This window comes from Microcystis aeruginosa FD4 (assembly GCF_009792235.1).
Lineage (GTDB): Bacteria > Cyanobacteriota > Cyanobacteriia > Cyanobacteriales > Microcystaceae > Microcystis > Microcystis viridis.
On sequence record NZ_CP046973.1, the window covers coordinates 773,995 to 800,774 of the forward strand.

A 26,780-nucleotide genomic window follows, 5' to 3' on the forward strand; every position below is an offset into this window, starting at 1 on the left:
ACTTTGAATACATTTTTTCGGCGACTAATCCACCTTGACCTTGATCGTGTAATCAGGATAGATGACATCGGCAGCGGCGGCTACTCGTTCGCGGACATTTTTCGGTAGGGGAATATAACCAAGGGGACCGGCTTGTTCTTGTCCTTGGTTAAGTCCAAATTCGATCATCCCCTCCATTGCTAAAGCTTTTTGGGGATCGTTGTATTTTTTATAGACCAACATCCAAGTGTAGGTGACAATGGGATAGGAATTTTCCCCCGGGGGATTCGACGATAAAAGCGCGTAAATTTTCAGGTAGTTCAACGTTAGCGAGGGTAGCAGCGGCGTTGGTTTCATCGGGAATGACGAATTTACCCGCCTGATTTTGTAGAGTGGCCATGGGCAGGTTATTATTTTTAGCGAAACCGTACTCAATATAACCGATCGAGCCTTGATTTTGTTGAATTAGGGCAGTTACACCCTCATTTCCTCTACCGCCGAGAAATTTACCTTTTTTGGTCGGCCATTGTACGGCTTTTCCTTCACCGATGCTTTTTTTCCATTCAGGACTAACGGCGCTTAAAAACTTGGTAAAAACTCCCGTTGTTCCGCTACCGTCTGCCCGGTGAACTACAGTAATTTCCTCATCGGGTAGTTTTAAATCGGGGTTTTCGGCGGCAATTTTAGGATCATTCCAACGGGTAATCGTGCCTAAAAAGATGCCTACATAGGCTTCCCTACTTAGTTTCAGCCCTTCTACTCCGGGCAAATTATAAGCCATAACGATGCTTCCCGCCGTCATCGGTAGCAGTAAAACCCCGCGGCTAACTCTGGCCATATCTTCGTCACTCATGGCTACGTCGGAAGCGCCAAAATCGATCGTACCTTGGATAAATTGTTCGACTCCCGCCCCGCTACCAGTAGATTGATAGTTAATTAGCAGTTTAGAAAATAGTTGATTGATGGTGACAAACCAGTTTTGATATAGGGGGGCAGGAAAAGAAGCGCCCGCACCATTGAGGGCGACCTCTCCTTGCAGAGGAACTTGGGCGATTCTATTGCTTCCCTCTCCGCCAGTTCCCGCCCTATCGCCGCCCCCACAAGCGGTTAAAGTCGCTGTTAAAGTGGCTAGGGATAAGGCTGTTAGTAAATGGGTTCTGTTTTTGTTGAGCATAGGATTAATTTTGATCCGTAAACTGCCTTAAATCTTACGCTAAAACTTACCATCGATTGGTAAAGAATAGGTTAAGAAGTGAATAAAAAAACATAATGTATTGTCAAGAAAAGTTTTCTCGATAACTAGACAAAAATCTCAACTTCTTTTACCATCTATTGTGGTTGAATATCGTTGTGATCGAAGAGTAAAGCCGCTAACTTTTCATGTTTAGACGAGGTTTTTCTCTTTCTTTACCATTGTAGCGACGTAAAAACAACAAAGAAAAGATTAAGGTTTTTATCCATCATCCCTCAGCTTTGAATCAGTTATCAGTGATCAGTTATCAGTTATCAGTGATCAGTTATCAGTTATCAGATGTGAGTTTTCAGTTCACCGATTACCGATTACAGCAAAAAACTCCCCAACACCCAAACCCCAAATCCCTCACTGATTACTGTTTACTGTTCACTGATAACTGAAAAAACTCCCCAATACCCGTTTTTACTTTCTCCTTTTGACACCTATGCTAGAAATTTTTACTCAGCTATCTCGTCCGACCAAAGTAGTAGCAACCATCCTAGGAACTGCCCTACTTTTACCCGCTTGTGCCAATATTAATCCTCAAGACCTAAAACCAATTAAAATCGATGGTTCGAGTACCGTAGCACCAATTACCGACAAAGTTCTCGAAGATTTTAAAGCTAATACCCCTAACAAAGCTTTGGCTGATGTTAAAATTGATGCTAATATTTCAGGAACCGGCGGTGGTTTTAGAAAATTTTGTGCGGGAGAAACCGATATTAATAATGCTTCTCGTCCAATTTCTGTGGAAGAATTAAAAGAATGTGATGCTAATAAGGTAAGATTTATCGAACTACCGATCGCATTTGATGCTTTAACCGTGGTAGTCAATCCCCAAAATAACTGGGTTGATGATATTTCCACCACAGAATTAAGAACTCTTTGGGAACCAGCGGCCGAGAATAAAATCAAACGTTGGAATCAAATTAATCCCGCTTGGCCTGACCAACCGATTACCCTTCACGGGCCAGGTAAAGACTCTGGAACCTACGATTTTTTTAGTGAGGTAATTAACGGCAAAGATGCCAGTCGTGGGGACTTTAATTTTAGTGAAGATGACCAAGCTTTAGTTAATGCCGTCAGTCAAGATCCCAACGCTTTAGGCTATTTTGGCCATGCTTACTATGAACAAAATCGGGATAAATTAAAAGCTTTGAAAGTTAACGGTGTTGAACCAACTCGCAGCAATGTCGAGGATAGTAAATATCAGCCTTTATCTCGTCCTTTGTTTATTTATGTTAATGCCCAAAAAGCCCAAGAGAATCCCGCTTTAGAGAAATTTGTCGAATATTATCTCGATCGAGTTCCCAATTTATTAGATAGTATTGGTTATATTCCCTTACCGGATGAGGCCTATCATTTGGCACGGGTACAGTTGCAAAAATTTGAGGTAGGAACAGTTTTTGATGGCCGACCCCAACCCCATTTAACCATCGGGGAATTACTTCGCAAACAAGCTCAATTTGAAGCGAAGTAGGGGTTGCTGAATAAATCTAAAAACCTTGTTGGGTAAGACTTTTAGACTTTTTGTCAATCAAAAAGTACCGGATATGGGAGTGTTCGGGGGGAAAATTCAGATACTTTTTCCCTGAAAATTAGGTAATTGACACCCTCAAAATCGGTAAAACCCTACACCCCACACCCTACACCCCACACCCTACCCCCACGAAAAACTTTTTGCCGCAAACCCTACTTAATTAACCTTTCGGTGTTGCCCCAAATTGTTCGATGAGGATAGAGGTTAACAGCGATTTTAGGTCTTCACAGGGAATCCCTTTTTGTACACAGCTTCCCAGGTGGGCATCTTTACCCACTTTACCCCCCATGTAGAGGTCAACTCCCTCCACGGTTTTGCCGTCTTTGCGAGCTTTTGTCCCCATCAAACCGATATCGGCCACTTGGGGTTGTCCGCAGGAGTTAGGGCAACCGGTCCAATGGATACGCACACCCCGGGGGATATTTAATTGGGCATCTAACTGACTAATCAAGTCCACAGCCTTATTTTTGGTTTCAATCAGGGCAAAATTGCAGAATTGCGCCCCCGTACAGGAAACGAGCGCTCGTTGTAAAGGAGTGGGATTGGGGGTAAACTTAGCCAGTAAAGGCTCGGTTAAAAGAGTCGCAATATTTTCAGCCGCTATATTGGGAATAATCACGTTTTGTTCCACGGTTAAACGCAATTCTCCGCTGCCATACACTTCGGCAATCCGGGCCAAATCGAACATATCATCGGCAAATAGACGACCAACGGGAACACAAAGACCGATATAGCTCAATCCCTCTTGTTTTTGGGGAAAAACTCCTAAATGATCTCGTTTTTCCCAGTCAATAGCGTCTTTTTCGGCTGCCGTTGCCAAAGGATAACCTAAGTGATTAGCCACCCGCGTGCGGAATTCCTCAATTCCCCACTCATCAATTAACCACATTAAACGGGATTTTTGACGGTTGGAGCGCAATCCGTTGTCGCGGTAAACTTCCAAAATTCCTCGGCATAAATCCACCACTTCCTGATTCGGTCTCACCCAAACATTCATAGGAATTGCCGCTTCACAGCGTTTAGCCGAGAAAAAGCCACCTACCACTACATTAAAACCTAATTCTCCCTCTTTATAGGCAGGAACAAAGGCAATATCGTTAATTTCCGCATGAACGGAGTTATCTCGTCCCCCCTCGATGGCAATATTAAATTTGCGGGGCAGATTAGTAAATTGATAATTACCTTGACCGCAGTTGGTAATCATATCTTGGACTTTTTGGACTAATTCCCTGGTGTCAATTAATTCATCCCCGTCTAGTCCTGCCATGGGTGAACCGGTAATATTTCTGACATTATCCATGCCCGATTGTACCGAAGTCATACCCACGGATTTTAGTCGTTGGAAAATATCAGGAATATCTTCGATACGAATACCGCGTAATTGTAAGTTTTGACGAGTAGTAATATCGGCATTGCCATCATCGCCGTAACGCTGCACGATTTCCCCTAAAACGCGCATTTGCTCACTGCTAATAATGCCGTTAGGAACCCGCAAACGCATCATGAATTTGCCCGGGGTGACGGGACGATAAAAAACCCCCACCCATTTTAAGCGATGTTCTAAATCGGTTTTATCCATCGCTTCCCAACCAATTTGGGCAAAATGATCCAGTTCATCTTTAATGGCTAATCCGTCTTTTTCGGCTTTAAATTTCTCGAATTTATTGAGAGTTGTTCCATCTTTTTCAGGTGCTTGTACCACGAATCTATCTCCTTCTGGTTTGTGGGTGCAATTGTTCTAGTTGGTGCGGGTTAGAAATGAAGAAATCGGAATTTAACAATAAGTATTCTTTAAAATACCGTCGTCATTAGCAAAAATTTAGTAATTTACCTAGTCTCTATTTGTTATTTAATTCTTTTTAACTTGGATAATTTTGTATTGCTTGTAACAGAAATCCGTTAACCATCGTGTTTAGGGATTTATATCATGCAGTAAGTGCATTAAGGTGGGCTGTGGGGTGTGGGGTGTGGGGTGTGGGGTGTGGGGTGTGGGGAAGTGGGGAAGTGGGGAAGTGGGGTGTGGGGTGTGGGGTGTGGGGAAGTGGGGAAGTGGGGAAGTGGGGTGTGGGGTGTGGGGTGTGGGGTGTGGGGTGTGGGGTGTGGGGAGATGGGGGAATAAATAAAAATAATCTCCTGTCTCCTGTCTCGGAGTCTCCTGTCTCCTGTGAATTGTCCTAAGCGAGGAACTTAACCAACTCCTCTAATTTTTGCCAAGCTAACCCACTGGCTAAAATCTCGCGTGCGAGGGCGAAACCAGCAGCATGATCGCCAAAAGTGACCTTTTCTGCCACCTGTAGGGCAAGAGCGGCATTAATCGCCACAGCATCCCGTTGAGCGGGCGTTCCCCCCCCTTGCAGGACATTTTTGAGGATTTCGGCATTTTCTGGCACTTCCCCGCCTTTAAGGGCATTTAAACTGGCTCTGGGGATAGAAATTGACAAGGGGTCGATCGCCCCAGAAATCACCTCGCCATTATTTAATAAAGCCATATCGGTCAGATCTCCTAACCCCACCTCGTCGAGTTTTTCCCGGCCGTGAACAATAATTGCCTTTGGGGTTCCCATTTCTGCTAAAGCTGTGGCCATGGGGATGAGAAATTGCCGGTCATAAACCCCGATAACTTGACCTGTGGGACGGAGAGGATTAACTAGAGGACCCAGAAGATTAAAAACCGTGCGAACTTTCAGGGTTTTGCGGAGATTAGCCACACTTTTCAGGGCCGGATGCCAACCAGGGGCAAAAAGAAAGGTCACTCCCACCCCATCTAAAGCCGCCGCTACTTTCTCGCTAGGGGCGCTTAAATTAACCCCAAGATATTCTAAAACATCGGCCGAACCGACTTTACTGGAGGCCGAGCGATTGCCGTGTTTAGCCACTTTTACACCCCCGGCGGCCGCCACAAAAGCCACAGCAGTGGAAATATTAAAAGTTGAGGCCCCGTCACCGCCGGTGCCACAGGTATCGATAACGGGAGTAGTATGGGGTTTAGGGTCTTCTAAGCGAGATTGTTGCCGTAAAACTCTGGCCATTCCCGCTAATTCGGCGGACGAGACTCCTTTTGCTTGCAAAGCCGCTAAAATCGCCCCCGATAAAACTTCTGGAATCTCGCCGTTTAACCATCCGGTCATTAATTCTTCAGCTTGGTTAAGGGAAAGGGATTTTCGACTCGAGTAGTTGCTGCAGTAGGTTTGGCCAGTCTTGAGTGGTCATCGCTGTTCCATTGGTGTCGGGATGGGGCGATATACTATCATAGCGGTTTGTCTGGAGAATCGATCGCTCCTAGTAATTTTTACTTCAAATCGAGCAAACCCTGTTCTTTTAACTTGGGATTAAAACGAATTTCCATCTGTACTCCCCGTTTTTCTAGGGTTGATAAAATATCGTTTTCTACTCGTCTGGATACCTGTTTTAATAACTTGATTTTTCCCACTTCGTCAGCACTTTGATAAATTTCTTTTTCTGTCTCAGTCATGGCTAATTTAGCATCAATTGGTTCTGTCCAGAGTTTTTCATTGCCGATTACTGCCTGACTTTCTCTTAGCCAAGCTTGTTTAATCGCTTCTAAAATAGTCCGATTAGGACGATCAATCACCTGTATTTTTAGCCAATAACAAGCTTGGGGCTGTCGGGCAAGATGTTGTTTTAAACTGAGATAAATATCACGAGAATAGCCGACAAACTCTAGGACTTGCTCTCGCTCAAAAATGGCATAAACCCCGATTTTTCCCTGTAAATCAGCACAGATATTACCGGTGGCATCTAGGTAGGGAATATATTCTAATTGTTGGAGATTAGCAAAAGTATCAGGCTCATTCATAATTAATCGTCGCTAATTGGTTGGAGATATATAAATTATACCTAAGTTTGAATTTTATATTCCGGGCTGTGGCTAACCTAGGAGGGTAAACTAACAGTTATCTGGCTCGATAACCCCAGAGAGACTGAGATATAATAAGGTAAATTACTAAACTATCAAGTTAGATACAATGCTGGCTATATTTACGATCGGGCATTCTAACCACACCCCGGAAAAGTTCCTCGAACTGCTCTCCATTCATAACATCAACGCTTTAGCAGATGTGCGTTCCGCTCCTTACAGCCGCTATCTTCCCCACTTCAACAAACAAGCGCTCCAGTCCTACCTACCCACAGCAGAGATTCGCTATGTTTTTTTAGGGGCGGAGCTAGGGGCGCGGCCTGCAGATAGTAGCTGTTATGTGGAAGGCAAAGCCCTTTACGAAAAAATTGCTGTCCTTGACTCATTCCAACAGGGACTGAAGCGCATCATCAAAGGAGTGCAAAATCATCGCATTGCCCTGATGTGTGCCGAGAAAGACCCGATCACTTGCCATAGAGCTATTCTAGTGTGCCAGCACCTTATCTCTTTTAACCTTGAAATTGCCCACATTCACAGCAATGGCGAATTGGAGTACCACGAAAATCTGGAAGAACGACTCTTGCAAATTCATGACTTGCAAGACAAACAGGAGAATGGACAACTATCTCTTTTCCCTACAGTCAGTCAACCTCAGTTGGCGCGAAGCGAGAGAATTCGTCAAGCTTATCAGCTGCAGGGCGATCGCATAGCCTATGTGGAGAAAGATCATGATTAAACTTTTCACGATCGGGTTTACCCGAAAATCTGCATCTAGTTTCTTTGAGGGTTTAAGAAAAGCGGGCGTTACTAAAATCATCGATACTCGCTTGAATAATACATCCCAGTTATCCGGCTTTGCCAAACAAAACGACTTAAAGTACTTTCTCTCTGAGATTGGCGGCATCGATTACTCCCATGAACTATCACTTGCGCCCACTCAAGAAATTTTAGATGCCTACAAAAAGAAACAAATATCGTGGGAAGATTACTCTAAAAAATACCTGGCGATTCTGCGTCAAAGACATATTGAATCAACGATCAAACCGGACAGCTTGCAGAATTCTTGTTTTCTTTGTAGCGAAGACAAACCTCACTTTTGCCACAGGCGACTTGCCGCAGAGTATCTTCAGTCCCATTTCCATAATATAGAAATTATTCACTTGTAGCTATATGGAGATAATTTGTCTGGCTAATTCTTATAAACATCATGAAAGATGTATTGCGGGAATAGATCGAGAGTCGGGTCAGTGGGTTAGACCGATTTCAGAGTTAGAGGACGGCAGAATACCCCTAGACAATAACTTTATTCAGACTAGCAAAATTCGTATTTTGGATATCCTCAGTATTCCTATCGACAGCGAGAGAAAATCTGGCTATGAAATTGAGAATATTGGTTACAAGAACTTACCTTGGCAAATTATTGGTAAAGCAGCGGTCGCCAATCTTTTACAGTTTTGCGAGGGCGATTTATTATATCCCGATTACAGAAAGTCGATACCTTATCAATATCTGAAATCTCAAGCTCCAGTACGCACTCTCCAATTGATTGAGGCAAAATCATTCTGCTGCCGTAAAAACAGCAGGGGGAAATGGCGGGGGATTATTGCTGATGCTCAGTATGATTTCGCAGATTTTGATCTTAGCATCACCGATCCGATAATTCTAGAGAAACTCGATCGAGAGGAAGAAATAAGCCCTCACTGTTTAATCTGCCTCAGTCTCGGACAGCCCTGGCAGCCCGATGCCAATCTTCCTCTATCATGCTATCGTTTGATCGCGGGAGTGGTTGAACTTGTGCCTGAAATTCGACTCATCGCTACGGAAATGGAGAGATTATCTTGGAGCAGAGAACAGGGTAAGGAATATTTAAAAGAAAAATTTGGCAAGGTTTCCCGCTATCAACTTACTGAGAATGAAGCCAAACAGTTTCTTGATTTTTTGAGAAGCGGTGGAAAAATATAGCAAGCTAACCGTTAGCCTGATAGTTTATCTGCCCGGGAGTGAACTAAAGGTTAATGAAGGCGGTGTGATCGTTTTCCGATTCTGGAAGGGGAATAAGTTGACCATTTTTGACAAGAGGCACTAGGAGCAAGTGTTAGTAAAATTAATATTGATCAACTGCTTGCCCTTTAAAATTGTGCCAAAAAGTTTTAGGCTAAATTAGTCCCCAAAAATGATCAATTCTCAATGCCTACTGCTTCTCTTAACGAAATTGTTCACGCGGCCCTAAGTGGTCAAGTGGTTTCTTTTCCCACGGATACAGTTCCCGCTTTAGCGGTTTCTCCCCCCTATTCTTCCCTGATTTTTGCCGCTAAAAAACGGACTTTTGATAAACCTTTAATTCTTATGGCGGCCTCAGCAGCAGATTTATGGGATTATGTCAAGGGAAATCAGGAAGAAAGGGAAATTTGGCAGCAAATGACCGAAAAACACTGGCCTGGGTCTCTAACTTTGGTTTTACCTGCTTCTGAAAAAGTACCAAAAGCTCTTAACCCTAAAAATCCTAGCACGATTGGTATCCGAGTTCCCGCTCATGCGATCGCAAGAGAAATTCTCGGTCGAACTGGTGTTTTAGCGACCACCAGTGCTAATCTTTCAGGACAAGAGCCTTTATTGACTCCATCCGCGATTATGACTACTTTTCCCTCGGTGACGGTGTTAGCACCCACAGAAAGGCAAGCATGGGGAATAATCAATAGTGGACAACCCTCCACCGTCGCGCGTTGGCAATGTCAAAGATGGGATATCTTACGACAAGGGGCAGTTTTTCTGTAAATATGGACGATATTGACGCTTTAAAACGGGAATTACAGCAAACTCGCCTCGCTTATCACATGGCTGTGGCAATTAATCACCTCAAAAGCAGTTTTTTGGCACGGGTTGCCCACGAATTGCGATCGCCATTGAGCAGTATGATCAGTCTCCATCAACTGATTCTCGCCGATCTTTGCGAAAGTCCGGCCGAAGAAAGGGAATTTATCGCCCAGGGGCAACTGGCGGGCCGTAAACTGATGGCAATGCTCGATGAAATGATTAATCTCTCCAAACTAGAGTCTGGTACTATACCTCTGGAGCGAGAAATTTTTTCTTTAACTAAACTCTGGCAAGATTGGGCAAGTTTAACCTATTTACAGGCAGCTAATCGCAATATTCAGCTTAAATTTAGCCCTTTAACCGATGATATTGCTATTATTGCCGATTATCAGCGTTTATCCTCCGCTCTTGTCCTTCTCGTTGATGCAGCGATCGCTAACTTAGCGAGTGGCTCTATTTGTATATCGGTAAGCACTCTTTGCGAGAAAAAAGTCACTATTGTCCTAGAATTTCCGGGGGAAATCCCTCTCTGGCAAATGCTAGAAATTTCCCCTTTGAGTTTAGAATCAAAGCTAGAAGAAGTAAAACAATTTACTCAAGCTTTTGGTCTTTCTCCCGGTCTTAAATTCCAGTTAGCGAAAGGCATTATCGAAGTTTCGGAGGGGGAAATGAGCTTAGATCAAATGGATAACAATAGTCAGGATAAGCTCACACGGATCGTTTTTTCTTTACCTCGATCGCTGGATAGGAAAACTCCTCGGTATAACGATTAAATAATACCATCGTCGTGGTGGCGTTGCTTTGGAAACCAATGCGCTGGTAAAAATTTTCTTGATTAGTAGTCATCAAATAGACTCTTTCCACCCGATTTATTCGGGGATGGGCCAAAACTGTTTCTACTAATTTACGCCCTAAACCGGCTCCCTGATAATCGGGATGAACAATCACATCCCAAATAGTTGCCCGATAAATGCCGTCGGAAGTGGCGCGAGCAAAACCAATTAATTGCCGCTCATTCCACACCGTCACCACTGGATCACTATAGTCAATTGCGGTTGCTAAATCTTCTAAACGGCGATCGATTGCCCAAAATGCGGTTAAATTAAATAATTCTCGTAGTTGCAATAGATCTATCTTGCTTTTATCCTCGTCAAACTGAATCTGACTACAATCAATCATGATATTTCCTTAGTCTCAGACTAAAAAATAGGAGAAGATATTTTTCCGAGAAAGAGGATTCACGCTCGATCGGACTGATTTATGAGCAATTTCCCCTAATCTATGTGTTTGATTATACTCAATGCCTCAGATAATCTCCAGTTGATTTATCGTCATTTCTTGACAAGTTATTAATCAGTGATCAGTGATCAGTGATCAGTGATCAGTTATGGTTCTTCGGTTTGTGTGATGCCATGGGGGGAGTTCTAAGGGATGAAATCCTTACAGAGAAAGGCATTCTGCGATTTTTTTCAAGTGTTTTCGCTCTAGAACGAACTAATCAATTAAATCTCTTGCCAAATAAGGATTTAGTCGATTTATGCCCCCCGATCGAACCATACCAAGTAACGAAGAACCTCACTGATTACTGTTTACTGTTTACTGATCACTGAAAAAAGCTTCCCCACACCCCACACCAATGCTTAACAATCAAAGATCTTCGCCGGTGTCTGTAATTTGTTTAGGGGAAATCCTCTATGATCTAATTGCCGATCAAAGCGATCGCGCTATAGAGCAAGTAACTTCTTGGACAACCTACGCCGGGGGTGCGCCGGCAAACGTGGCCTGTGGATTGCGAAAATTGGGCATAAATTCGGCTTTTATCGGTTGTGTGGGCAAAGATCAACGCGGAGAACAGTTAATCGCCTTGCTAGACGCTCTCGGAGTCGATACCACTGGTGTACAGTATCACCCCACCCTACCTACCCGACAAGTTTATGTCACCCGCGATGCTGGGGGAGACAGACATTTTGCGGGTTTTGGCGGCAGAAAAACGACTGATTTTGCCGATACTGCCATTAATGCTGACCTATTGCCCGAAAATCTCTGGAAAAATGCCGATTATCTAGTGATGGGAACCCTAGGGTTAGCCTATCCCCTTTCCCGCCGGGCAATGCAACGCGCCCTCGAATTGGCTAAAATTTACGCTGTGAAAGTATTGATCGATATCAACTGGCGACCGGTTTTCTGGCCTAATCTTGAGGCCGCTCCTGATCGGATTCGAGATTTTATCGTCCAGGCCGATTTGCTCAAATGTAGTGAGGAAGAAGCAAGATGGTTATTTGGCACTGATACCCCCGTCAGAATATCATCACAATACCCCAATTTAGGGGCAATTCTGGTTACTGGCGGTGCAAAAGGCAGTAAATATCATTTAGGCGAAAATAGCGGTGCTGTCGAGGCTTTTTCCGGGGAGGTAGTGGATACAACTGGGGCGGGGGATGGCTTTGTGGCGGGTTTTTTAGCTCGTGCCAGTCTTGGAGGCGATCAAATCGGGGAAAATGCCGATTTAGCCCGTAATGCGGTGATTTATGCCTGTGCGGTGGGGGCAATGGTGACAAGGGCGGCAGGAGCGATCGCATCCCAACCGACTCGGGAACAGGTGGCGGAGTTTCTAGCGGCCTTTGAATCCTAGAAATTAGCCCTTATTTGCCAGTTTTTTGGTCAAACCAGTCTAAAACCCGATTCCATGCCCACCAGCGATCGCTATCGCCCCACTGACGCTGACAGGATAAACTGCTGATATAACCCACATGACCACCGTGGTTGGTTAAGAGTAGCTCCACGTGGGGATTATCAGCGATCGCTGCTTGCAGATCGGCAATAACTGCGGGGGAAAAGAGGGGATCATCGGCCGCGTAGAGGATAAAAGTGGGTTTAGTTAAATAGGGTTGAAAGGGCAAGGGACTACTAGCGGCATAATAGTCAAAAACTGTCTTAAATCCTAGCTTTTTAATCACTAATTCTCGATCGAATCCTGCAATCGTGGTGGCGCGAGTAATTGCTTGAGGATCGATATGATCGGGATGAGCTTTATGGATGCGTTTGGCTAACTTGCGTAATTCCCTGGCGATCGCTTTTTCCAAATGTTTCCCCCAGGGATCTTGGACGAGATAGGATAAAGAACGATTAGAGTCTAAATTAGGACAAATTACCGCACCACCACCGATATGGACGGGATCGATCCCCATATCTTCCTGATTCTCTGCCGATTTAATTCCCCAGAGGGCCAATTGTCCCCCCAGAGAGTAACCCGTGAACCAAAAAGGAGCAGGACAGCCCATTTTTTGGGCTTGGGCGGCAATATGAAGGAAATCTAGCCCTTCATAGATGCCATCGGAGGTGAGAGTCGGGGATAATTCGGCTGTCTTACCGTGGGCGCGCCAATCGAAGAGGACGACTGCGTAGTTTCTTGCTACGGCTTTTCTGCCTAAAATTCTTAAAAACCATTGATTATCTAAGTCTCCCGTGATGCCGTAGGTGCCGATAATGGTTCCTTTCGCTTGCGGGGGGATGGAAACAATCCCGTAGATGGGGACGGCATTGGCCCCGGTGAAAATGGTTTCTTGATAGACTGGTTCGGGAATAGCGATCGTATTTTGCCAGGTTTCTCGCGCTTTTAGGGACACATAGAGAGTCATGGCAAAACCGTTTTTCAGCAATGGGGGCGGAGTGTAGGTGCGATTATCGGTCTTCGTCTTCGGATGGGCAAGCATAGCAGCACAGGGGAATCTAAAAGTCAAGAGAGGGAGACAAAAATTAACTTATGCCCACCGCTTTCTTAAAAATTGTAAAGCAAATTGTCCCAAGCGGCGAGCAACTCTGGCAGGGCAGTGGCTGACCAATTGCCCTCACAACCGCGACCTTGATAGAGAATAAATCGCAGGGAATAATCATCGGGAAATCCGTCCGCTTCTACCCATAAAAGCTCGCTTTCCGCTTCACAAGTAATTCTTTCTTCATCCATTAATTCTGTGGCCATGGCCGCCATAGTTGCGGTCAATTGTGATAGTAACCGACGCAAATCTTGCCACTCGGCCTCAGTTAATTCGATCGCCCAATCATCACCACCAATTAATCCTTTATAAACGGCTGCCTTAGGATTCCAACCGAGTCGCCAACCTGAACCATATTTGAGAATTTTTTCCATAATTTTCTAGAATTTTAATAGGTCGGCATCTCCCGGTTTTGATAATGATGGACGACTAGGAGAAGGACTAGGAGAAGGACTAGGAGTGGGGGTTTCTTGGGGGAGAATAGCGGGGTTATAAATTTTGACTAGAAGAGTTACTAACTGCTGCCGTTGACGACGATTAAGACTGTTAATCGCTTTGATATCGGCAGCCATGGGATTAACGGTAAGGGTTGCTTGTCCAGGATAGTTTTCTTCGCTGATTTTCTCGTTCACTCCTAGATAATCTCCTAGGGTTAATTGCCAATCAAAACGGATGAGAGTAAACCTTTTTTTGGTATCTTGATGATAACGAAGAAAGCGACTGATTAGGGTATTATTCGGATCGATCGCTCCTGTGTCTCGACGGATATAGTTGTTTTCTTTCGGTAAATCTGGCATTGCTTGATAAATTTGTTGAGCAACTGTTTCGGGTCGTTGAATTTGGCTTATCCCGGTGGTTTGCCACGATAACCACCAGAAAACTATCCCTATTCCTAGGCAGAATACTAATAATATTATTCGCTGAATTTTCAGCTTTTGAGGTAATTTTAAGAGCATATTAATCGAGAAAAGATTGAAGCGAATTATCTAGCACCAGTGGGAATTTTTCAGGAACAATTCAAGAGGTTGGGAATGTTATAATTATCCAACAATCCCCGGATTAATCTAACTGTAGGAGCTAGGATCAAAATTACCCCAGTCATCCCCATCATAGCAAGGACTGGACACGATCGAGGGGCCAGTAAACTTTATAGGCTTGACCAACGATATAACTTTCGGGCAAAAAACCCCAAGCATGGGAATCAAAACTATGGTTACGATTATCTCCTAAAACAAACAGGGTTTTTGGGGGTACAGTCATAAATTCTATTTCATAATTGGCTAACTCGGCGGTGTAGGGTTCCTCGATAACTTGCCGGTTGAGATAAACTTTACCCCTCTGGATTTCAATGGTATCCCCGGCAATAGCGATGACTCGTTTAATAAAAAAATCTCCAGACTTAGGCTCTAGTTGCTTAATTTTTTCGGGAGTTCTAAAAACAATTATATCGCCTCTTTCCGCTTGATAATTACCAGATTGACTGACGAAAATGCGATCACCTACTGCGAGGGTAGGCAGCATGGATTCGCTAGGAATCTGGAAAAATTCTATTCTTTGATGTAACCAATCGGGAAAATAATTACAGATAATTCCCCAAGTAAAAATTGCTGCCACCATCAGCGCCAAAATGGAACGATAGGTGTGACGATGGGGATGGAATTGATGGGGGAAAGTGTGGTAAACATGATAAACAGCGATCGCTGTAATTAAAGGGGTAAGAAAGAGAATATTGGCAAAAAAATGAGCCATTTTCAGGGTAATCAGGGATATAGTCAGGAGAATTATCCCCAAGCTCACCTTATCGGCGTACAATTGCCCTAATCCCGGTATAATCCGGTTAGCGAAGACGGCAAACCACGGGTTTTTCTGTTTGCGGGGGATTTTCTCTAAGCTGTTATTCTGTCTGGAATAATAAACACTCCAGTGAGCGTCAAAAATATTGCTAATGTAAACGATAACCAGGGCAACTATTCCCCCTAATCCCCAGCTTACAAGGCCATTGGGGCTAAAAATCGACCAAATTGTCACAATTATTAATATTACTTGAGCGATCGCCCAAATAGTGGCTTTTTGGTTTTTGTGAGCATACCATTGTCCCAAACCGGGGAAAAACATCGAGAGATTGACAGCTAACCAAGGATCTTTTTTCGGTGAATTAATCGCATCAGGAGGAGAAACAACCGAAAAAGGGGACGGTTTGCTCATAGTATAGACCCATTGTTAATTCAGTGAACAGTAATCAGTAAACAGTGAAAACACAGTAGGAAACTGCTATTTAATACTGCTCGCTTAATACAGACTGCACAATTAAAACTCAAATCTGATAACTGATAGGTGAAGGATTACTGGTTAAAATTGACTATAATTGTCTGGAGATGGTAATATTTAAATATCATTATAGCAGTTATCCTAATGGTGAGGTACGAAGTCTCTGGTTTTGGGAAACGCCAGAACAGACAACGGGGAACAGTAGCTGCTCGTCTGGGGATGAAGCCAAATCCCGTCATACTTCATCCCACACCCTGCCCCCACGAAAAACTTTTTGCCGCAAACCCTAATTAATTTTGTCTAGACTTAATCGGTCTTGACTAAGGGGATTGGCTATTGTGATATTAACGATAAAAAGGTATCAATATCTGGAGGAGTTTTTGTAATCTTCTCAGGGCAATTAATTGTCGAATCTTGGGATTAATTTGGGGGGGATAAATGCTGGTGGCTAACTGTTCTTCCAGTAAAGCATATTCTGCCGCAGTTAGGGGTTGATTATCAAGGGGCGAGCGAGCCGAAGTGATAATTTCTGCTCGTAAAACTTCTTCGGGAATATCTTCGGGAGAGGGCAAAGCGAGGGCTTTTAGGGGCGATAAGAAACCGATCAAGATGAGGATGATAATTTTTGTCATTCGCTTCATTTAATTTAAACCGGGGGGTAATTTTTCTCGACACTGTTGATGAATGTCCCCGATTCTAGCAAACAACCAGGGATATTTTTGACGATAACTCGGAATTAGAGCCAGAGGACTCAGTAGGGCAGTGGCGGCCATGTCGGCTACACTTAATTTATCTGCCACCAAATAGGCTTGATTTTGCCAATATTCTAGAATCTTTAGGGCATTTTCTAAGCGCTCCTCCGCTAGTTTTACCCTGGCTGATGTGATTTTATATTGTTGTCGCACGATCTTGATAATTATTTGACTACTCAGGGAAGGATCGATCGATTTTCCCTCTCGGGCGCGATAATCATAATAGACAAATCTAGTCGCCACTCCAATACTTTCATCTAACCAATCCTCTAGTAACCAAGCTTGATTTTGTTCCCTTTCCCCGTCGGGAATAAAGGAGGGGAAAGGAACTACTTTTTCTAAATATTTGAAAATGGCAGTAGAATCGGCAATAATCTCATCTTGTGCGATTAAAACGGGGACAGTGGTTAACCCTTTGGTTAGGGGTTTGAGTTTGAGAATATGTAGTCCGGGGGTGAGATTTTCTACTTGGTAATCAATCCCCTTATAACCTAGTGCTAAACGAGCTTTGCGACAGTAATGAGAGGTGCTAAATTGAAGTAAAAGCATTAAGTCTTGTTGGTTGCTAAGTAGGGTCTGCTGAAAAAGTTTCTCGTGGGGGCAGGGTGTGGGGTGTCGGGTGTAGGGTGTAGGGTTTTACCCATTTTCATCTGGTAAATTACCTACGGTTTGCGGCAAAAAGTTTGTTGGTGGGGTTAGGAGTCAGTAGCCGGTCGTTTCAGGCTTTGTTGCCCTGCTTTTTTGTACCAAGCTATGTACTAGAGAAAGAATAATGCCAGGTTTTTGAATGTCCCAATCCTATTTTCGCGGCATGAACATCGGATTTTAACAGGTCAAAAGCCTTATTTTAAAAGGGTTTTACCATTATTCAGCAAACCCTAGCTAAGGCACTTTTTGATTGACAAAAAGTCTAAAAGTCTTAACCAACAAGGTTTTTAGATTTATTCAGCAACCCCTAAGTAGGGCTGTTGGATAAGACTTTTATGGACTGAGTAACCCAGGGCTGACTACACTTCCCCAGCCCGTTCCTTCTCTGAAACTGTGCTGGGCCTTTGTGGAAGGGACAGTTTTAGGCCTCTTGAGCAAAAGCCAGAAATTTTAGCTCGAATCTAGAGCGGTTTTTCGCAATGTCTGAAAAGAGGGCGAACGAGGGGACTCGAACCCCCGAGTGGTGGAACCACAATCCACTGCCTTAACCACTTGGCTACGCTCGCCGTACACTTTCTCTAGTATAGCACAGGACGAATGGTTGACAAGAGGTTTTTTATCCTAATTCAGGCTATGGTTAGGGTAAGTGAGTGATGGTTTGAGAGCTTATGAAATTGGCACGGTTAGGGGGAATGGTGGTAGGAGTGGTTTTAGGGGGAATTGCGGCTATATTGCTGACAACTAACCCCAATCGTCAAGATTACGAACAATACGCTTCCCAGAGGTTAACTAGCTATCTTAAGGATAATGTCTGCGCTCGGGCGCAAGCTTCGATCGAGATGCAAGCTCTCTTGCGGGGTTACTGTAAAATGTTGGTGGATACGGGTCATCCTTTTTTACAAGAAGCGATCGCCACTAAGACCACTAGAAAGAATTTTCTCATTTTCAGCGTTTATCAAACGGAATTATCGTTCCCTCCCCCTTTACCTAGTTATCACTTCAGCAGCGTCGGTTTTTTGGATAAATTATACTTCTACGAAGCTTTAGAACTGTAGTCAATCCATGGGTATTAGGGGGTGGGGAGACCACTTCCTGCGCGTTGCGGGGGGTGTTGGAGTGTAGGGGGTAAGGAAAAATTTTGGCTACATCTCACATTTGCAGAAATACCGACAATCAGCAATTATCAGTGACTCTTAAATGATTACAGATATATCAGCAGCTGCCTGTAAGCATCCCATCGAAAAATTAATGCGCTCCGGGGTTTGGGGGGTAGAACCCCCCAAATAAAATCGGAAGTAATGACCAATTTTAGAAGATAGTTTCCCTTTAAAAATCCCAACTTAGTAGATTTACAAAAATGAGATGCAGCCGCTAAAAAACTAACTCGGAGAAGATTGTTTACCTGATCTTACCTTGAGATTCACATTTAAAACCTTGATCGCGCCAAGCTTCTAAATCAACGGAATTTAAGGGAATGACTTGCCAACAGGGGGGATAGATTAATTGTCCCACAAAAGCCCAAATTATACTTCTAGCCACATCTAACCCAGTTTTTAGCTTTGATTCGCGATTACCCGGCACACCAATTTCTCTAACTGCATCGATTTCTACTGCTATACCGTGGGATTGCAAGTGAATTTCTGCTAACCATTTAGCGCGGGGTAAATGAGTAGGAGAGGTGACAACTTTTACTTTATGTACTTGCCATTGTTTTAAAATTGGCACAGCAAAGAAAAAATTGCCGAAGGTAGAATTAGCACACTTTTCTAACCAGACGTTAGTTTTTGGCGCTTTTGCTCGTTCAAATAGTAATAAAATACAGGGGTCTTTCGAGCCTTCGGAAATTAAAATCGGTATATCGGGGTATTGCCGGGCCAGATTGGCTGCATAAATTTCCCGACGAATGCTGCCCCCCAAAACTAAAATGGCATCAACGGGTTTTTGTTGATTAATTGGCCAGCGGAGGGCTAAATTAATCGCTAAATTAAGGATAATAAACCCAAAAACTGCGACCAGAGTTAGTTTTAACCATCTTTGCCAATGCCGGTGTTTACGCGCAACATTTTTCGGTTTTTTCGCCATTGTTTAGAGACGATGTAACAATTGTGCTTTGATAATTTTTTCTGCGGGGTTGAGTTTGACTAATTGTGAACCTGTCCCGTCTTTACCCGTAACCATCACAGTTTCTACCTCTAAGGGTAGTTTTCGCTCCTGATTGGTACTTAATAACACTATACTCCCCGCCCGCGCCGCTACCATGGCCGCTAAACTATCCTGTTTGTTGACGAATTGTAAAGCGGGTGAACCAAGATCGCCTAATTGTGATAGACGTAAATTCTCGATCGCCAGTCTTTTCCCGTAACCTAATCCCGAAATCAGCAGCAGATTTTCCCGATGAGGGAGAGAAACACAGCCGGCTAGATGTTCCCCGTAGCGCAATCGCAAAATTGCTAAACCCTGGGCGGATTTACTCATCATTGGCAATAATTCCTCGCGCACGGGATAACGCAACACCCGACCACTACTGGTGGCGATCGCTAAGTCTAGGCCCTCGTGAGTAAAAATAGCGCCATATAGGCGATCATCTTCTTTCAATTTCATTAGGGACAAACCTCGACTACCAACCCCCTCTAATTCATTGATGGGAAGCCGCTTTATTCGCCCCTGTTGACTCAGTAAAAGCAATTCTTGACTTTTTTGAGGTTCCGTCAAGAAAAATTGATTTAACACAGCTTCTGACTCTTTTTGGGCGGTTTTGGTCAGCAGACGGTCGATTAACACCGGTTGATTCCCTTGCGGGGGGACTTCCCGGATAGCAATCGGGTAAGCTTTGGCATTATCGAGGATAACTAGGAAATTTTCCCGTTTTTCGATCGCCTGTTGATAGATAATTAAACCCTGGTCCGGCGCTCGCTCTTCTGGTGTCGTCCAACTAATTTTATCTTCGGCATCAAGCAATAAAATCGCATTTTCTGGGGGTTCTTGGGGCGTAAATAGGCTTAAACTCGGTGCATTCTCACTCTCAGACTTTTTCTTAACTTTATTCTCCTGTTTTTTAACTTCTGACTTCAAAGGGGGTGTAGGGTGTGGGGTGTGGGGTGTGGGGTGTGGGGTGTGGGGTGTGGGGTGTGGGGTGTGGGGTGTGGGGTGTGGGGTGTGGGGTGTAGGGAAGGAAACCTCTTTCATCTGTGGGGGTGAAAATTTTTTCATCGGGACTGTCTCCTGTTTTTTTACCACAGAATCCTGTTTCTTCCCTGCTGTCTCCTGCTTCCCGTCTCCTCCCTCCTGTTTTTTTACCACAGAATCCTGTTTCTTCCCTGCTGTCTCCTGTCGACCGTCCCCCGACTTCCCGGTGCGAATTTTTGTCCGTCTGCTATCGGCGAATTTTTTCTTTAAAGAGCGCAATTCTTTTTTCAGAGACTTGAGAAACTCCTGACGGTTATGGAGGAGAGTTTCCAACTGTTGAATTTTTGTTTGTAATTCCGTCGCTTCCGTCTCTAACTTTTGTCTTTCCAAACCGGTTAAACGACGCAGAGGCATAGCTAAGATAGAATCAGCTTGAGCGTCACTAATGCCCAATTCTGCCTGAAAACGATACTTAGCCGTCGTCCCATCGGGAGCATTTTTGAGAATATCCACCACTCGATCGATATTCTGCAAAGCTAATAATAAACCCTCGACTAAGTGTAAGCGATCGCTGGCCCGTTGCAACTCATCGCCATACTGACGAGTGAGAGTCGTTTCTCGAAAGCGCAAGAATTCCTGTAAAACTTCTTTTAAAGATAACTGCCGGGGTTGATTATCGACCAAAGCGAGGATAATCGCCCCGAAATTAGTCTGTAGCGCCGTTTGTTGGTATAAAGCCGCCAAAACCTGCTGCGGTTGACTTTCCCGCTTTAATTCAATCACCACCCGAATGCCTTCGCGATTGCTTTCATCGCGGATATCGGCAATTCCCTCCAATTTCCCTAAATTGACTAATTCGGCGATTTTTTCGATCCATGCCGCCTTATTTACCTGAAAAGGCAACTCAGTGACCACAATTGCCGTCCTTTCCCTGCGGCGCTTGCCCTCAATGATAATGGTTTCAGTTTTCGCCACTCCGCGCACGGGAATAATCCCCCTACCGGTGCGATAGGCCTCGCGAATGCCGGTATCATCTAAAATCTCGCCTCCCGTGGGAAAATCGGGCCCGGGGATAATTTCTACTAACTTTTCCTCGCTTAAATCGGGATTATCAATCAAAGCGATTAAACCTTCTACCACTTCCCCTAAATTATGGGGAGGGATATTAGTCGCCATCCCCACCGCAATACCCGAACAACCATTAAGAATCAGTATCGGTAACTGAGCGGGTAAAACAACTGGTTCCTGTTGAGAATTATCGAAATTACTGCTGAAATTAACGATAGCTTCGCTAATTCCCCCTAAAACCGCCTGATCACCGATGCCTGCCAAACGGGTTTCTGTATAACGCATGGCTGCCGGGGGGTCGTTATCGATCGAGCCAAAGTTACCATGGCCCGATAAAAGTGGGTAACGACTGGAAAAATCCTGTACCATACGAACCAGTGCCTCATACACTGACTGATCGCCGTGGGGATGATATTTACCCAACACATCCCCCACCACCCGCGCACATTTGCGAAAAGGGCGATCGGGAGTTAAACCCAGTTCGTGCATAGCGTATAATATGCGACGATGGACTGGTTTTAAGCCATCGCGTACATCCGGCAAGGCTCGCCCCACGATCACACTCATGGCATATTCTAGATAGGAGCGTTCCATCTCTTGGTGTAAGGCCGTGGGTATAATTTGACCACTAGCTAAGAAATCCAGTTGTTTGGCCATGAGTCTCTCGTTTTCAATCTGTCTAGCTGTGAATCATAAGGCATTTTGCCCTTTTTAACCTTGTTTATCCCTGAGCATCCCTATGACGACTGTTTTGATTGTAGAAGACGACCCGATAAATTTTCGCGTTTTTGCCAAAATTTTGACCAAACGAGGTGGTCTAGAGGTTAAAGGGACCGAAGACGTGGAAGAAGTGCTTCGTATTGCTCGGGACAAGGAAGCGGACGTGATCTTAATGGATGTCGCCCTCTCCCATAGTGTCTATGAAGGGCAAGCAGTAGATGGTATTAAAATCAGCCAAATTCTCAAAGCTAACCCCGAAACCGCCGATTTACCTGTTATTCTCGTCACCGCTCACGCTATGGAGGGCGATCGAGAGAATTTTCTCCAGCAGAGTCGGGCCGATGGTTATATTTCTAAACCCGTGGTTGATCACCAAGCTTTTGTTAATCAAATTTTGGCGATCATCGATCAGAAGCCAGTCTAAGCTTTGAGTCTTCTTTTGTTAGTATATCAGTATTGATCTAGGGTTAGCTGAATAAATATAAAAACCTTGTTGGGTAAGACTTTTAGACCTTTTGTCAATCAAAAAGTACCGGATCTGGGAGTGATCGGGGGAAAATTCCGGGACTTTTTCTCTGAAAATTAGGTAATTGACCCCCTGAAAATGGGTAAAAACCTACACCCCACACCCCACACCCCACACCCTGTCCCCACAAGAAACTTTTTGCCGCAAACCCGACTTAATCCTCAACTCTGCCATAGATGGCGTAGGCTCGATCGAGCGACCAGGCCCACATCTGATCCCCTAGGGAAAAATGCCACCATTCCCCCTTATGTCGGCTAAATCCCGCCTCCTCCATCACTTTAGCCAATAAAACTCGTTTTTGATGATAACTCTGTTCTCGTGGGCTTTTTGCGGCGATATAATGATCGGGATGCGATCGCTCTCCGATTTCATCGATTTCTCCCCCCATGTCGATGGCTTGTCCCTTCTCATCCACTAGGGTAATATCGATCGCCGCTCCGGTACTATGGGGAGGTGGGGTGGCGGCATTATCGCTGGGAATTGCCCAAATAGTGTAAACTTCTGTTAAAATCCCTTGACTTTCTGCCTCCGATAGTTTCTCTTTGGCTAATCCTCTTGTGTCTAGGAGAGTCTGAAAAGTATAATCGACCATAAATTGTTGCACTTCGATCGGTCGATAGGCATCAAAAATCAAAATTTTCCAACTGGGTTGATAGACTTGCAGGCGGTTTTGAGCCTCAATCAGAGCATTTAACACCCCTTGTCGCAAAAAATAGGGAGATTTACCCCGATAATTAGCTCCTAATTTCTCGTAAGCGTGGGGAGAAGGTATAACAAACTTATCTGCGGGTATAGGTACTAGGGGTTCCCCACATTCACGAATAGGAATTTTTTGGTAGGGTTTCATCGCATCGTCGGGAAACAGTAATTTTCTTGATGGTCCACTCGATCGCCAGTTTACGGGTAAAATAAATCCGTTATTCCTCCTCCTCAACGGTTGTAGGGAATTTCATACTGGCCCAAGTTAACTGTTTTTGTGGGTCTTTTTCCGGTTCACTAAAACTCTCCTTGAGTTGTTCTTTCACCTGGGCAATATTGCCACTTTGAGCGGCATTCTTTAGATCATAGACATAACGAGCATTTTCGATCGCTTCCTCTTTACTACGAGAACTAGACTCAAAGCATTTTTCTAGGTCTTTGTAAATACCCTTGCGAGAGATTTTTAGAAAATATTGACGTTCCGTATCGATCAGTTTAGCCAATAATTCTAGGTGCATGGAGTCCTCGGCACAGATATCCGCGAGAATATCCCATTCTTCACTCCCTAAAAGATTATTATCCGCCCCCGGCCGCGGATCTTGAAAAGTTTCTCCAGTCACTTGTTTATAAATCTTCGGTAATTGGTCATCAAATTCGTGCTTTTCTTCCCTCCAAATCCGGCGAATTTCGCTGAGTTCCTCCGTGGTAATTAGGGTAATATCTTTCATCTCCTCTGGGGCATTAGTACGCACGCTCTCCTGAGCCTCTAATACCCTTCTGAGCCAATATTCTCGCCATTGTTTAGTATAAGGTCCCGGTATCGGTTCGATCGATATTTCTCCATTTAAGTTTCTTTCAAATAATTGCACTTTCCCAAAGATACGGCGAAAATCCCGTTTCTCTCTATCATCCAAAATATCCAATTCGTTACGAAGGTCTAAAAGCGGTTGTAACCATTCTTTTTCTTCGTCATTCTGTATCATTGCCTCCATCGATTTATCTTTATTTACCATCGTACACACCCAACAACCTAAGCGCGAATCTCCACAGCTAGGAGTGGAAGTATCTACCACTAGGGGACATTCATTATCCGCAGTCGCTCCTCGATACATTGCTAATAATTCTTTGTTATCTCCTCCCCAGGGATTTTCCCACTGCATTAAGTACATCCATACCTCATCAGTACGCCAATCTTCTAGAGGGCTATAAATAATTGCATTGGGAAGGCTACCACTATAGCGTAATGGTTTACTAATATTCTCCTTGAGATTAAGTTGTTCTTGAAAACTATTAATTTCATATTTATTCATTGTTGAAGCACGTTTATTACTCTCAGCCTTTCTTGTACCAAGCATAAGAATAACTTCACCATTTTCTCGAATTTGCTGACGAATAAAATGATTTGTTGGTGTTATCTTCAGTCTTTCAGTACACCAGCGAAATCCCTGGCGAGGTGCAGGATAGCCTTTACCAATTAAACAAGCCCAAAAAGTATCTTTTATTTCTGGGTGTAATAAATAAGGTTCTACAGGCATCTGCTGCATTTTAGCTTCATTTTTCATTCTGGCTAAAGATTGCTTAACCCAAGTAGATACAAGAGGATTTTCAACTTGAGTATCTGTAGTCATTACATAAATTTTTTTATGACGCTCCTCAATGGAAAGCTTGCTGATTGCATTCCAAATTAATTGAACAACAGCACTACTATCTTTTCCTCCTGAGTAACCTATAACAAATGGAATACTGTTAGAAAGATATAAACTTTGAATTTCTTTTGTAATTATTTCAATGTCTATAACAAAGTCATCAACGGTTCTAGAAGGAAAAATACTTATCTGTGTTTGCTCACCAAAAATAACATTATTTATCATAAATTTAACCTTTAAATATATTATCTCTATGCCATTTTACGGATTCAAGATTAGGCAGATGTTCGTTATTATCAGGCAGTATAAGATTTTTGCCATGAAAATCTTTTATAGACTTTGCATTCGGTGAAACTTCTTCAAAATCTTTTGTGATAATAATTTGGTATTGATCATCAATTGTGAATAATCCTTGATCAAATGCCCAATGATGATTTTTACAGAGAGATAAACCATTGTTTATCTGGTTATCATAGAATTTAGCAAAGGGTTTAATATGTGCGCCATCGACAATACTTTGTGTCAAGGAGTGAATTACTTTAAGACCGCAAAAAGAGCATTGATAATTATATATATAAACTACTGCTTTACGAAAAAAAGCACTTCTTATTAAAGATTTTCGTAGATAGAATTTTTTCTCCTGTTCTACATTATCGAATATTGATAATTCTTCCGTACTTACATCCTGCAAATTAGTATTAATAGTCAATATTTCACTAATTTCTTTTTGAGATGATGAAAACCATACTGATATTAAAGTGTCTATTAATTCTTGACGATAATTTTTATCTTGAAGCAAATCATATAATTCCTCATCTAAAAAGGCATATTCTACAGCTAATTTGAGTTTGTTCATTGACTTTGGCTGTAGCCCATTAAAATCTTGCTTTAATCTTAAATACCAGAATCCTTCGCTTTGTAAATGGAAGAATGGATAATGCAAACCTCCATCATATTGAGATGATAAAACATTCCAGTATTTATTAAATGTATTAATTAATTCATCAGAAACAAAAATTTTATTTTCCGTGATTAATCCCTGTGAAATTAGATCGATAACTGATAAAAGTAAAATTGGTTTATATTGAGCGTTACCTCTTTTTTTACTGACATTCAAAGAGGCGAATCTTTCACAATAATATTTTAAATTGCGTAGGGGAAGACTATCGACCATAGGGAGGGGGAGATATGCGGGTAAAAAAAGGAAACTATTACCAGCATACAGAAAAACATCCCACCGAGAGAGAAAAATCTACAAGTTCTATGTTAAATTTTCAATGATCGATCGCAGCCACCAAAACAGCGATCGCCCACTACAGAACATATGTACTAAGTAATAGCAAATTGGGAATCTTGCCTTAATTCTTGGCTAAGAAACCCTAAAACAATGCGTTCTGGAGGGATACCAGCTTTGAGGAGGTCGGAAGCGACTCCTTCCTCAGTACCATCTCGTTGAATCCAAAATTTCCCATCAATGATGTCAACATGAATTAAACAACCATGAACCCGACGGGTAGCGCGATAAGGCCGACCATATACTGGTTCTCTACCTAAAATCATCACTAAATAGCGATCTTGTTGCCGATCAAATACCGTTTCTAAGATCACGTCACTATCTGAATAGGGAATCTGGGTGTAATCGTTAAAAATTTGTTCAATTAACTGCCGATCACTTAACAGTGTATCCATTCCAGAATCACCTCCTGTTCGGGATCAAAAACGATTAGAGATAGTTGATATTTTTGCAATAATAGCTGACCAAGGGGTTCCTCAAAGACATCAAAAAACACAATACTATGAATCGCTAAATACAAGCGATATTCTGGCTTAGTTTCGGCAATAACCGCCAAATAAACAAAATACTGCCCAATAGCTTGTTCAAGAGCTAACATTTCTGATATGCCACCAAAGGTCTTAATTTCAACGGCGATGCGCTGACCTTCTTTTTCTGCCGAAAACAAGCGTTCTGCCCCTAAATCAACATACATATCCTTGTTGCCCCATCTTAAATGCAGAGGATCATTAGTAATCGTCCATCCATCTTTAATCAGGGCGTTTTTGACTGTTTGATGATAGCGATCTTTGGCGGGCATTTTCCTAAATATTAAAA

General features: G+C 43.3%; 27 protein-coding genes, 1 tRNA gene and 2 pseudogenes. 11 read left to right on the forward strand and 19 right to left on the reverse strand.

Annotated features, from left to right (window positions below; all coding sequences use genetic code 11):
* Positions 1–24 precede the first annotated feature (24 nt).
* A pseudogene (gene pstS / locus GQR42_RS04010) lies at positions 25–1,153 on the reverse strand (phosphate ABC transporter substrate-binding protein PstS).
* Positions 1,154–1,658: 505 nt separating this feature from the next.
* On the opposite strand from pstS, the gene GQR42_RS04015 reads away from it, so the two are divergent.
* Positions 1,659–2,693, forward strand: coding sequence for a PstS family phosphate ABC transporter substrate-binding protein (locus GQR42_RS04015; RefSeq protein WP_158198989.1), 1,035 nt, complete (start codon positions 1,659–1,661; stop codon positions 2,691–2,693).
* 220 nt (positions 2,694–2,913) lie between these two features.
* On the opposite strand, the gene GQR42_RS04020 is transcribed toward GQR42_RS04015, so the two are convergent.
* The gene (locus GQR42_RS04020) at positions 2,914–4,455 is read right to left on the reverse strand and encodes a ferredoxin--nitrite reductase (protein WP_158198990.1); all 1,542 of its coding nucleotides are present in this window, start codon (positions 4,453–4,455) and stop codon (positions 2,914–2,916) included.
* A gap of 206 nt (positions 4,456–4,661) precedes the next feature.
* Here GQR42_RS04020 and GQR42_RS04025 point away from each other — a divergent pair, with 206 nt between their 5' ends.
* Positions 4,662–4,931: a hypothetical protein gene (locus GQR42_RS04025; protein ID WP_158198991.1), complete on the forward strand. Its 270-nt coding sequence runs from the start codon at positions 4,662–4,664 to the stop codon at positions 4,929–4,931.
* Here GQR42_RS04025 and trpD read toward each other — a convergent pair.
* Positions 4,928–5,963, reverse strand: a pseudogene (gene trpD / locus GQR42_RS04030) (anthranilate phosphoribosyltransferase). The gene GQR42_RS04025 and the pseudogene trpD sit on opposite strands and share 4 nt — an antisense overlap.
* A gap of 79 nt (positions 5,964–6,042) precedes the next feature.
* Entirely contained in the window at positions 6,043–6,570 is a 528-nt protein-coding gene (locus GQR42_RS04035; RefSeq protein WP_158198993.1) for a GIY-YIG nuclease family protein, read from the reverse strand.
* Between the two features lie 169 nt (positions 6,571–6,739).
* Between GQR42_RS04035 and GQR42_RS04040 the strand changes: the two genes are divergently transcribed.
* The 5 genes from GQR42_RS04040 to GQR42_RS04060 all read left to right on the forward strand — a co-directional run bounded on the left by GQR42_RS04040 (position 6,740) and on the right by GQR42_RS04060 (position 10,217).
* On the forward strand, positions 6,740–7,366 hold the full coding sequence (locus GQR42_RS04040; RefSeq protein WP_199273263.1) for a DUF488 domain-containing protein: 627 nt from the start codon (positions 6,740–6,742) through the stop codon (positions 7,364–7,366).
* Positions 7,359–7,796: a DUF488 domain-containing protein gene (locus GQR42_RS04045; RefSeq protein WP_158198994.1), complete on the forward strand. Its 438-nt coding sequence runs from the start codon at positions 7,359–7,361 to the stop codon at positions 7,794–7,796. The genes GQR42_RS04040 and GQR42_RS04045 overlap by 8 nt, the downstream gene beginning before the upstream one ends.
* 4 nt (positions 7,797–7,800) lie before the next feature.
* Entirely contained in the window at positions 7,801–8,592 is a 792-nt protein-coding gene (locus GQR42_RS04050; protein ID WP_158198995.1) for a dual OB domain-containing protein, read from the forward strand.
* 225 nt (positions 8,593–8,817) lie between these two features.
* A complete protein-coding gene (locus GQR42_RS04055; RefSeq protein WP_158198996.1) occupies positions 8,818–9,405 on the forward strand; it encodes an L-threonylcarbamoyladenylate synthase in 588 nt (195 codons plus the stop codon).
* Entirely contained in the window at positions 9,360–10,217 is an 858-nt protein-coding gene (locus GQR42_RS04060; protein WP_158198997.1) for a sensor histidine kinase, read from the forward strand. The genes GQR42_RS04055 and GQR42_RS04060 overlap by 46 nt, the downstream gene beginning before the upstream one ends.
* Here the strand turns inward: GQR42_RS04060 and GQR42_RS04065 are convergent.
* Positions 10,153–10,623 (reverse strand): GNAT family N-acetyltransferase, encoded by a 471-nt coding sequence (locus GQR42_RS04065; protein WP_158198998.1) that lies wholly within the window; start codon positions 10,621–10,623, stop codon positions 10,153–10,155. The genes GQR42_RS04060 and GQR42_RS04065 overlap by 65 nt on opposite strands.
* Before the next feature lie 233 nt (positions 10,624–10,856).
* Between GQR42_RS04065 and GQR42_RS28305 the strand changes: the two genes are divergently transcribed.
* Together GQR42_RS28305 and GQR42_RS04070 are read left to right on the forward strand one after the other, a co-directional pair.
* Positions 10,857–11,054, forward strand: coding sequence for a hypothetical protein (locus GQR42_RS28305; protein ID WP_233271259.1), 198 nt, complete (start codon positions 10,857–10,859; stop codon positions 11,052–11,054).
* Between the two features lie 26 nt (positions 11,055–11,080).
* Complete coding sequence (locus GQR42_RS04070; protein ID WP_158198999.1) at positions 11,081–12,076, forward strand: carbohydrate kinase family protein; 996 nt, start codon at positions 11,081–11,083, stop codon at positions 12,074–12,076.
* A 10-nt stretch (positions 12,077–12,086) separates the two neighbouring features.
* Here the strand turns inward: GQR42_RS04070 and GQR42_RS04075 are convergent, their stop codons facing one another.
* From GQR42_RS04075 to GQR42_RS04105, 7 genes are all read right to left on the reverse strand, one after another.
* Positions 12,087–13,157, reverse strand: coding sequence for a YheT family hydrolase (locus tag GQR42_RS04075; RefSeq protein ID WP_158199000.1), 1,071 nt, complete (start codon positions 13,155–13,157; stop codon positions 12,087–12,089).
* 65 nt (positions 13,158–13,222) lie between these two features.
* The gene (locus GQR42_RS04080) at positions 13,223–13,591 is read right to left on the reverse strand and encodes a DUF1818 family protein (RefSeq protein WP_158199001.1); all 369 of its coding nucleotides are present in this window, start codon (positions 13,589–13,591) and stop codon (positions 13,223–13,225) included.
* Positions 13,592–13,597: 6 nt separating this feature from the next.
* Positions 13,598–14,173, reverse strand: a complete 576-nt coding sequence (locus GQR42_RS04085; protein WP_158199002.1) for a hypothetical protein — start codon at positions 14,171–14,173, stop codon at positions 13,598–13,600.
* A 151-nt stretch (positions 14,174–14,324) separates the two neighbouring features.
* Positions 14,325–15,422, reverse strand: coding sequence for a signal peptidase I (gene lepB / locus GQR42_RS04090; RefSeq protein ID WP_158199003.1), 1,098 nt, complete (start codon positions 15,420–15,422; stop codon positions 14,325–14,327).
* 407 nt (positions 15,423–15,829) lie between these two features.
* Positions 15,830–16,126, reverse strand: coding sequence for a glutathione S-transferase (locus tag GQR42_RS04095; protein ID WP_158199004.1), 297 nt, complete (start codon positions 16,124–16,126; stop codon positions 15,830–15,832).
* Positions 16,127–16,786, reverse strand: coding sequence for a glutathione S-transferase family protein (locus GQR42_RS04100; RefSeq protein WP_158199005.1), 660 nt, complete (start codon positions 16,784–16,786; stop codon positions 16,127–16,129).
* A gap of 592 nt (positions 16,787–17,378) precedes the next feature.
* Positions 17,379–17,451 (reverse strand) — tRNA-His (locus tag GQR42_RS04105).
* 102 nt (positions 17,452–17,553) lie between these two features.
* Here GQR42_RS04105 and GQR42_RS04110 point away from each other — a divergent pair.
* Positions 17,554–17,940 (forward strand): DUF4359 domain-containing protein, encoded by a 387-nt coding sequence (locus GQR42_RS04110; RefSeq protein WP_158199006.1) that lies wholly within the window; start codon positions 17,554–17,556, stop codon positions 17,938–17,940.
* Between the two features lie 343 nt (positions 17,941–18,283).
* Here the strand turns inward: GQR42_RS04110 and GQR42_RS04115 are convergent, their stop codons facing one another.
* Positions 18,284–18,967, reverse strand: coding sequence for a YdcF family protein (locus GQR42_RS04115; RefSeq protein WP_158199007.1), 684 nt, complete (start codon positions 18,965–18,967; stop codon positions 18,284–18,286).
* A 3-nt stretch (positions 18,968–18,970) separates the two neighbouring features.
* The gene (locus GQR42_RS04120) at positions 18,971–21,736 is read right to left on the reverse strand and encodes a DNA gyrase/topoisomerase IV subunit A (RefSeq protein WP_158199008.1); all 2,766 of its coding nucleotides are present in this window, start codon (positions 21,734–21,736) and stop codon (positions 18,971–18,973) included.
* Between the two features lie 82 nt (positions 21,737–21,818).
* On the opposite strand from GQR42_RS04120, the gene GQR42_RS04125 reads away from it, so the two are divergent.
* On the forward strand, positions 21,819–22,223 hold the full coding sequence (locus GQR42_RS04125) for a response regulator (RefSeq protein WP_158199009.1): 405 nt from the start codon (positions 21,819–21,821) through the stop codon (positions 22,221–22,223).
* Between the two features lie 256 nt (positions 22,224–22,479).
* Here GQR42_RS04125 and GQR42_RS04130 read toward each other — a convergent pair whose 3' ends face one another.
* The 5 genes from GQR42_RS04130 to GQR42_RS04150 all read right to left on the reverse strand — a co-directional run bounded on the left by GQR42_RS04130 (position 22,480) and on the right by GQR42_RS04150 (position 26,763).
* A complete protein-coding gene (locus GQR42_RS04130; RefSeq protein WP_158202377.1) occupies positions 22,480–23,172 on the reverse strand; it encodes a M15 family metallopeptidase in 693 nt (230 codons plus the stop codon).
* A gap of 70 nt (positions 23,173–23,242) precedes the next feature.
* Positions 23,243–24,895: a DNA phosphorothioation system sulfurtransferase DndC gene (gene dndC, locus GQR42_RS04135; protein WP_158199010.1), complete on the reverse strand. Its 1,653-nt coding sequence runs from the start codon at positions 24,893–24,895 to the stop codon at positions 23,243–23,245.
* A gap of 4 nt (positions 24,896–24,899) precedes the next feature.
* On the reverse strand, positions 24,900–25,844 hold the full coding sequence (locus tag GQR42_RS04140) for an HNH endonuclease (RefSeq protein WP_158199011.1): 945 nt from the start codon (positions 25,842–25,844) through the stop codon (positions 24,900–24,902).
* 155 nt (positions 25,845–25,999) lie between these two features.
* Positions 26,000–26,359, reverse strand: a complete 360-nt coding sequence (locus tag GQR42_RS04145) for a XisI protein (protein WP_158199012.1) — start codon at positions 26,357–26,359, stop codon at positions 26,000–26,002.
* Positions 26,344–26,763, reverse strand: a complete 420-nt coding sequence (locus GQR42_RS04150; RefSeq protein ID WP_158199013.1) for a XisH family protein — start codon at positions 26,761–26,763, stop codon at positions 26,344–26,346. The genes GQR42_RS04145 and GQR42_RS04150 overlap by 16 nt, the downstream gene beginning before the upstream one ends.
* Positions 26,764–26,780 lie beyond the last annotated feature (17 nt).

Coding starts and splice junctions, on each gene's coding strand:
- GQR42_RS04015 (WP_158198989.1), top strand. CDS start 1,659: ATGCTAGAAATTTTTACTCAGCTATCTCGTCCGACCAAAGTAGTAGCA.
- GQR42_RS04035 (WP_158198993.1), bottom strand. CDS start 6,570: ATGAATGAGCCTGATACTTTTGCTAATCTCCAACAATTAGAATATATT.
- GQR42_RS04040 (WP_199273263.1), top strand. CDS start 6,740: ATGCTGGCTATATTTACGATCGGGCATTCTAACCACACCCCGGAAAAG.
- GQR42_RS04045 (WP_158198994.1), top strand. CDS start 7,359: ATGATTAAACTTTTCACGATCGGGTTTACCCGAAAATCTGCATCTAGT.
- GQR42_RS04050 (WP_158198995.1), top strand. CDS start 7,801: ATGGAGATAATTTGTCTGGCTAATTCTTATAAACATCATGAAAGATGT.
- GQR42_RS04055 (WP_158198996.1), top strand. CDS start 8,818: ATGCCTACTGCTTCTCTTAACGAAATTGTTCACGCGGCCCTAAGTGGT.
- GQR42_RS04060 (WP_158198997.1), top strand. CDS start 9,360: ATGTCAAAGATGGGATATCTTACGACAAGGGGCAGTTTTTCTGTAAAT.
- GQR42_RS04065 (WP_158198998.1), bottom strand. CDS start 10,623: ATGATTGATTGTAGTCAGATTCAGTTTGACGAGGATAAAAGCAAGATA.
- GQR42_RS28305 (WP_233271259.1), top strand. CDS start 10,857: ATGGGGGGAGTTCTAAGGGATGAAATCCTTACAGAGAAAGGCATTCTG.
- GQR42_RS04070 (WP_158198999.1), top strand. CDS start 11,081: ATGCTTAACAATCAAAGATCTTCGCCGGTGTCTGTAATTTGTTTAGGG.
- GQR42_RS04075 (WP_158199000.1), bottom strand. CDS start 13,157: ATGCTTGCCCATCCGAAGACGAAGACCGATAATCGCACCTACACTCCG.
- GQR42_RS04080 (WP_158199001.1), bottom strand. CDS start 13,591: ATGGAAAAAATTCTCAAATATGGTTCAGGTTGGCGACTCGGTTGGAAT.
- GQR42_RS04085 (WP_158199002.1), bottom strand. CDS start 14,173: ATGCTCTTAAAATTACCTCAAAAGCTGAAAATTCAGCGAATAATATTA.
- lepB (WP_158199003.1), bottom strand. CDS start 15,422: ATGAGCAAACCGTCCCCTTTTTCGGTTGTTTCTCCTCCTGATGCGATT.
- GQR42_RS04095 (WP_158199004.1), bottom strand. CDS start 16,126: ATGAAGCGAATGACAAAAATTATCATCCTCATCTTGATCGGTTTCTTA.
- GQR42_RS04100 (WP_158199005.1), bottom strand. CDS start 16,786: ATGCTTTTACTTCAATTTAGCACCTCTCATTACTGTCGCAAAGCTCGT.
- GQR42_RS04110 (WP_158199006.1), top strand. CDS start 17,554: ATGAAATTGGCACGGTTAGGGGGAATGGTGGTAGGAGTGGTTTTAGGG.
- GQR42_RS04115 (WP_158199007.1), bottom strand. CDS start 18,967: ATGGCGAAAAAACCGAAAAATGTTGCGCGTAAACACCGGCATTGGCAA.
- GQR42_RS04120 (WP_158199008.1), bottom strand. CDS start 21,736: ATGGCCAAACAACTGGATTTCTTAGCTAGTGGTCAAATTATACCCACG.
- GQR42_RS04125 (WP_158199009.1), top strand. CDS start 21,819: ATGACGACTGTTTTGATTGTAGAAGACGACCCGATAAATTTTCGCGTT.
- GQR42_RS04130 (WP_158202377.1), bottom strand. CDS start 23,172: ATGAAACCCTACCAAAAAATTCCTATTCGTGAATGTGGGGAACCCCTA.
- dndC (WP_158199010.1), bottom strand. CDS start 24,895: ATGATAAATAATGTTATTTTTGGTGAGCAAACACAGATAAGTATTTTT.
- GQR42_RS04140 (WP_158199011.1), bottom strand. CDS start 25,844: ATGGTCGATAGTCTTCCCCTACGCAATTTAAAATATTATTGTGAAAGA.
- GQR42_RS04145 (WP_158199012.1), bottom strand. CDS start 26,359: ATGGATACACTGTTAAGTGATCGGCAGTTAATTGAACAAATTTTTAAC.
- GQR42_RS04150 (WP_158199013.1), bottom strand. CDS start 26,763: ATGCCCGCCAAAGATCGCTATCATCAAACAGTCAAAAACGCCCTGATT.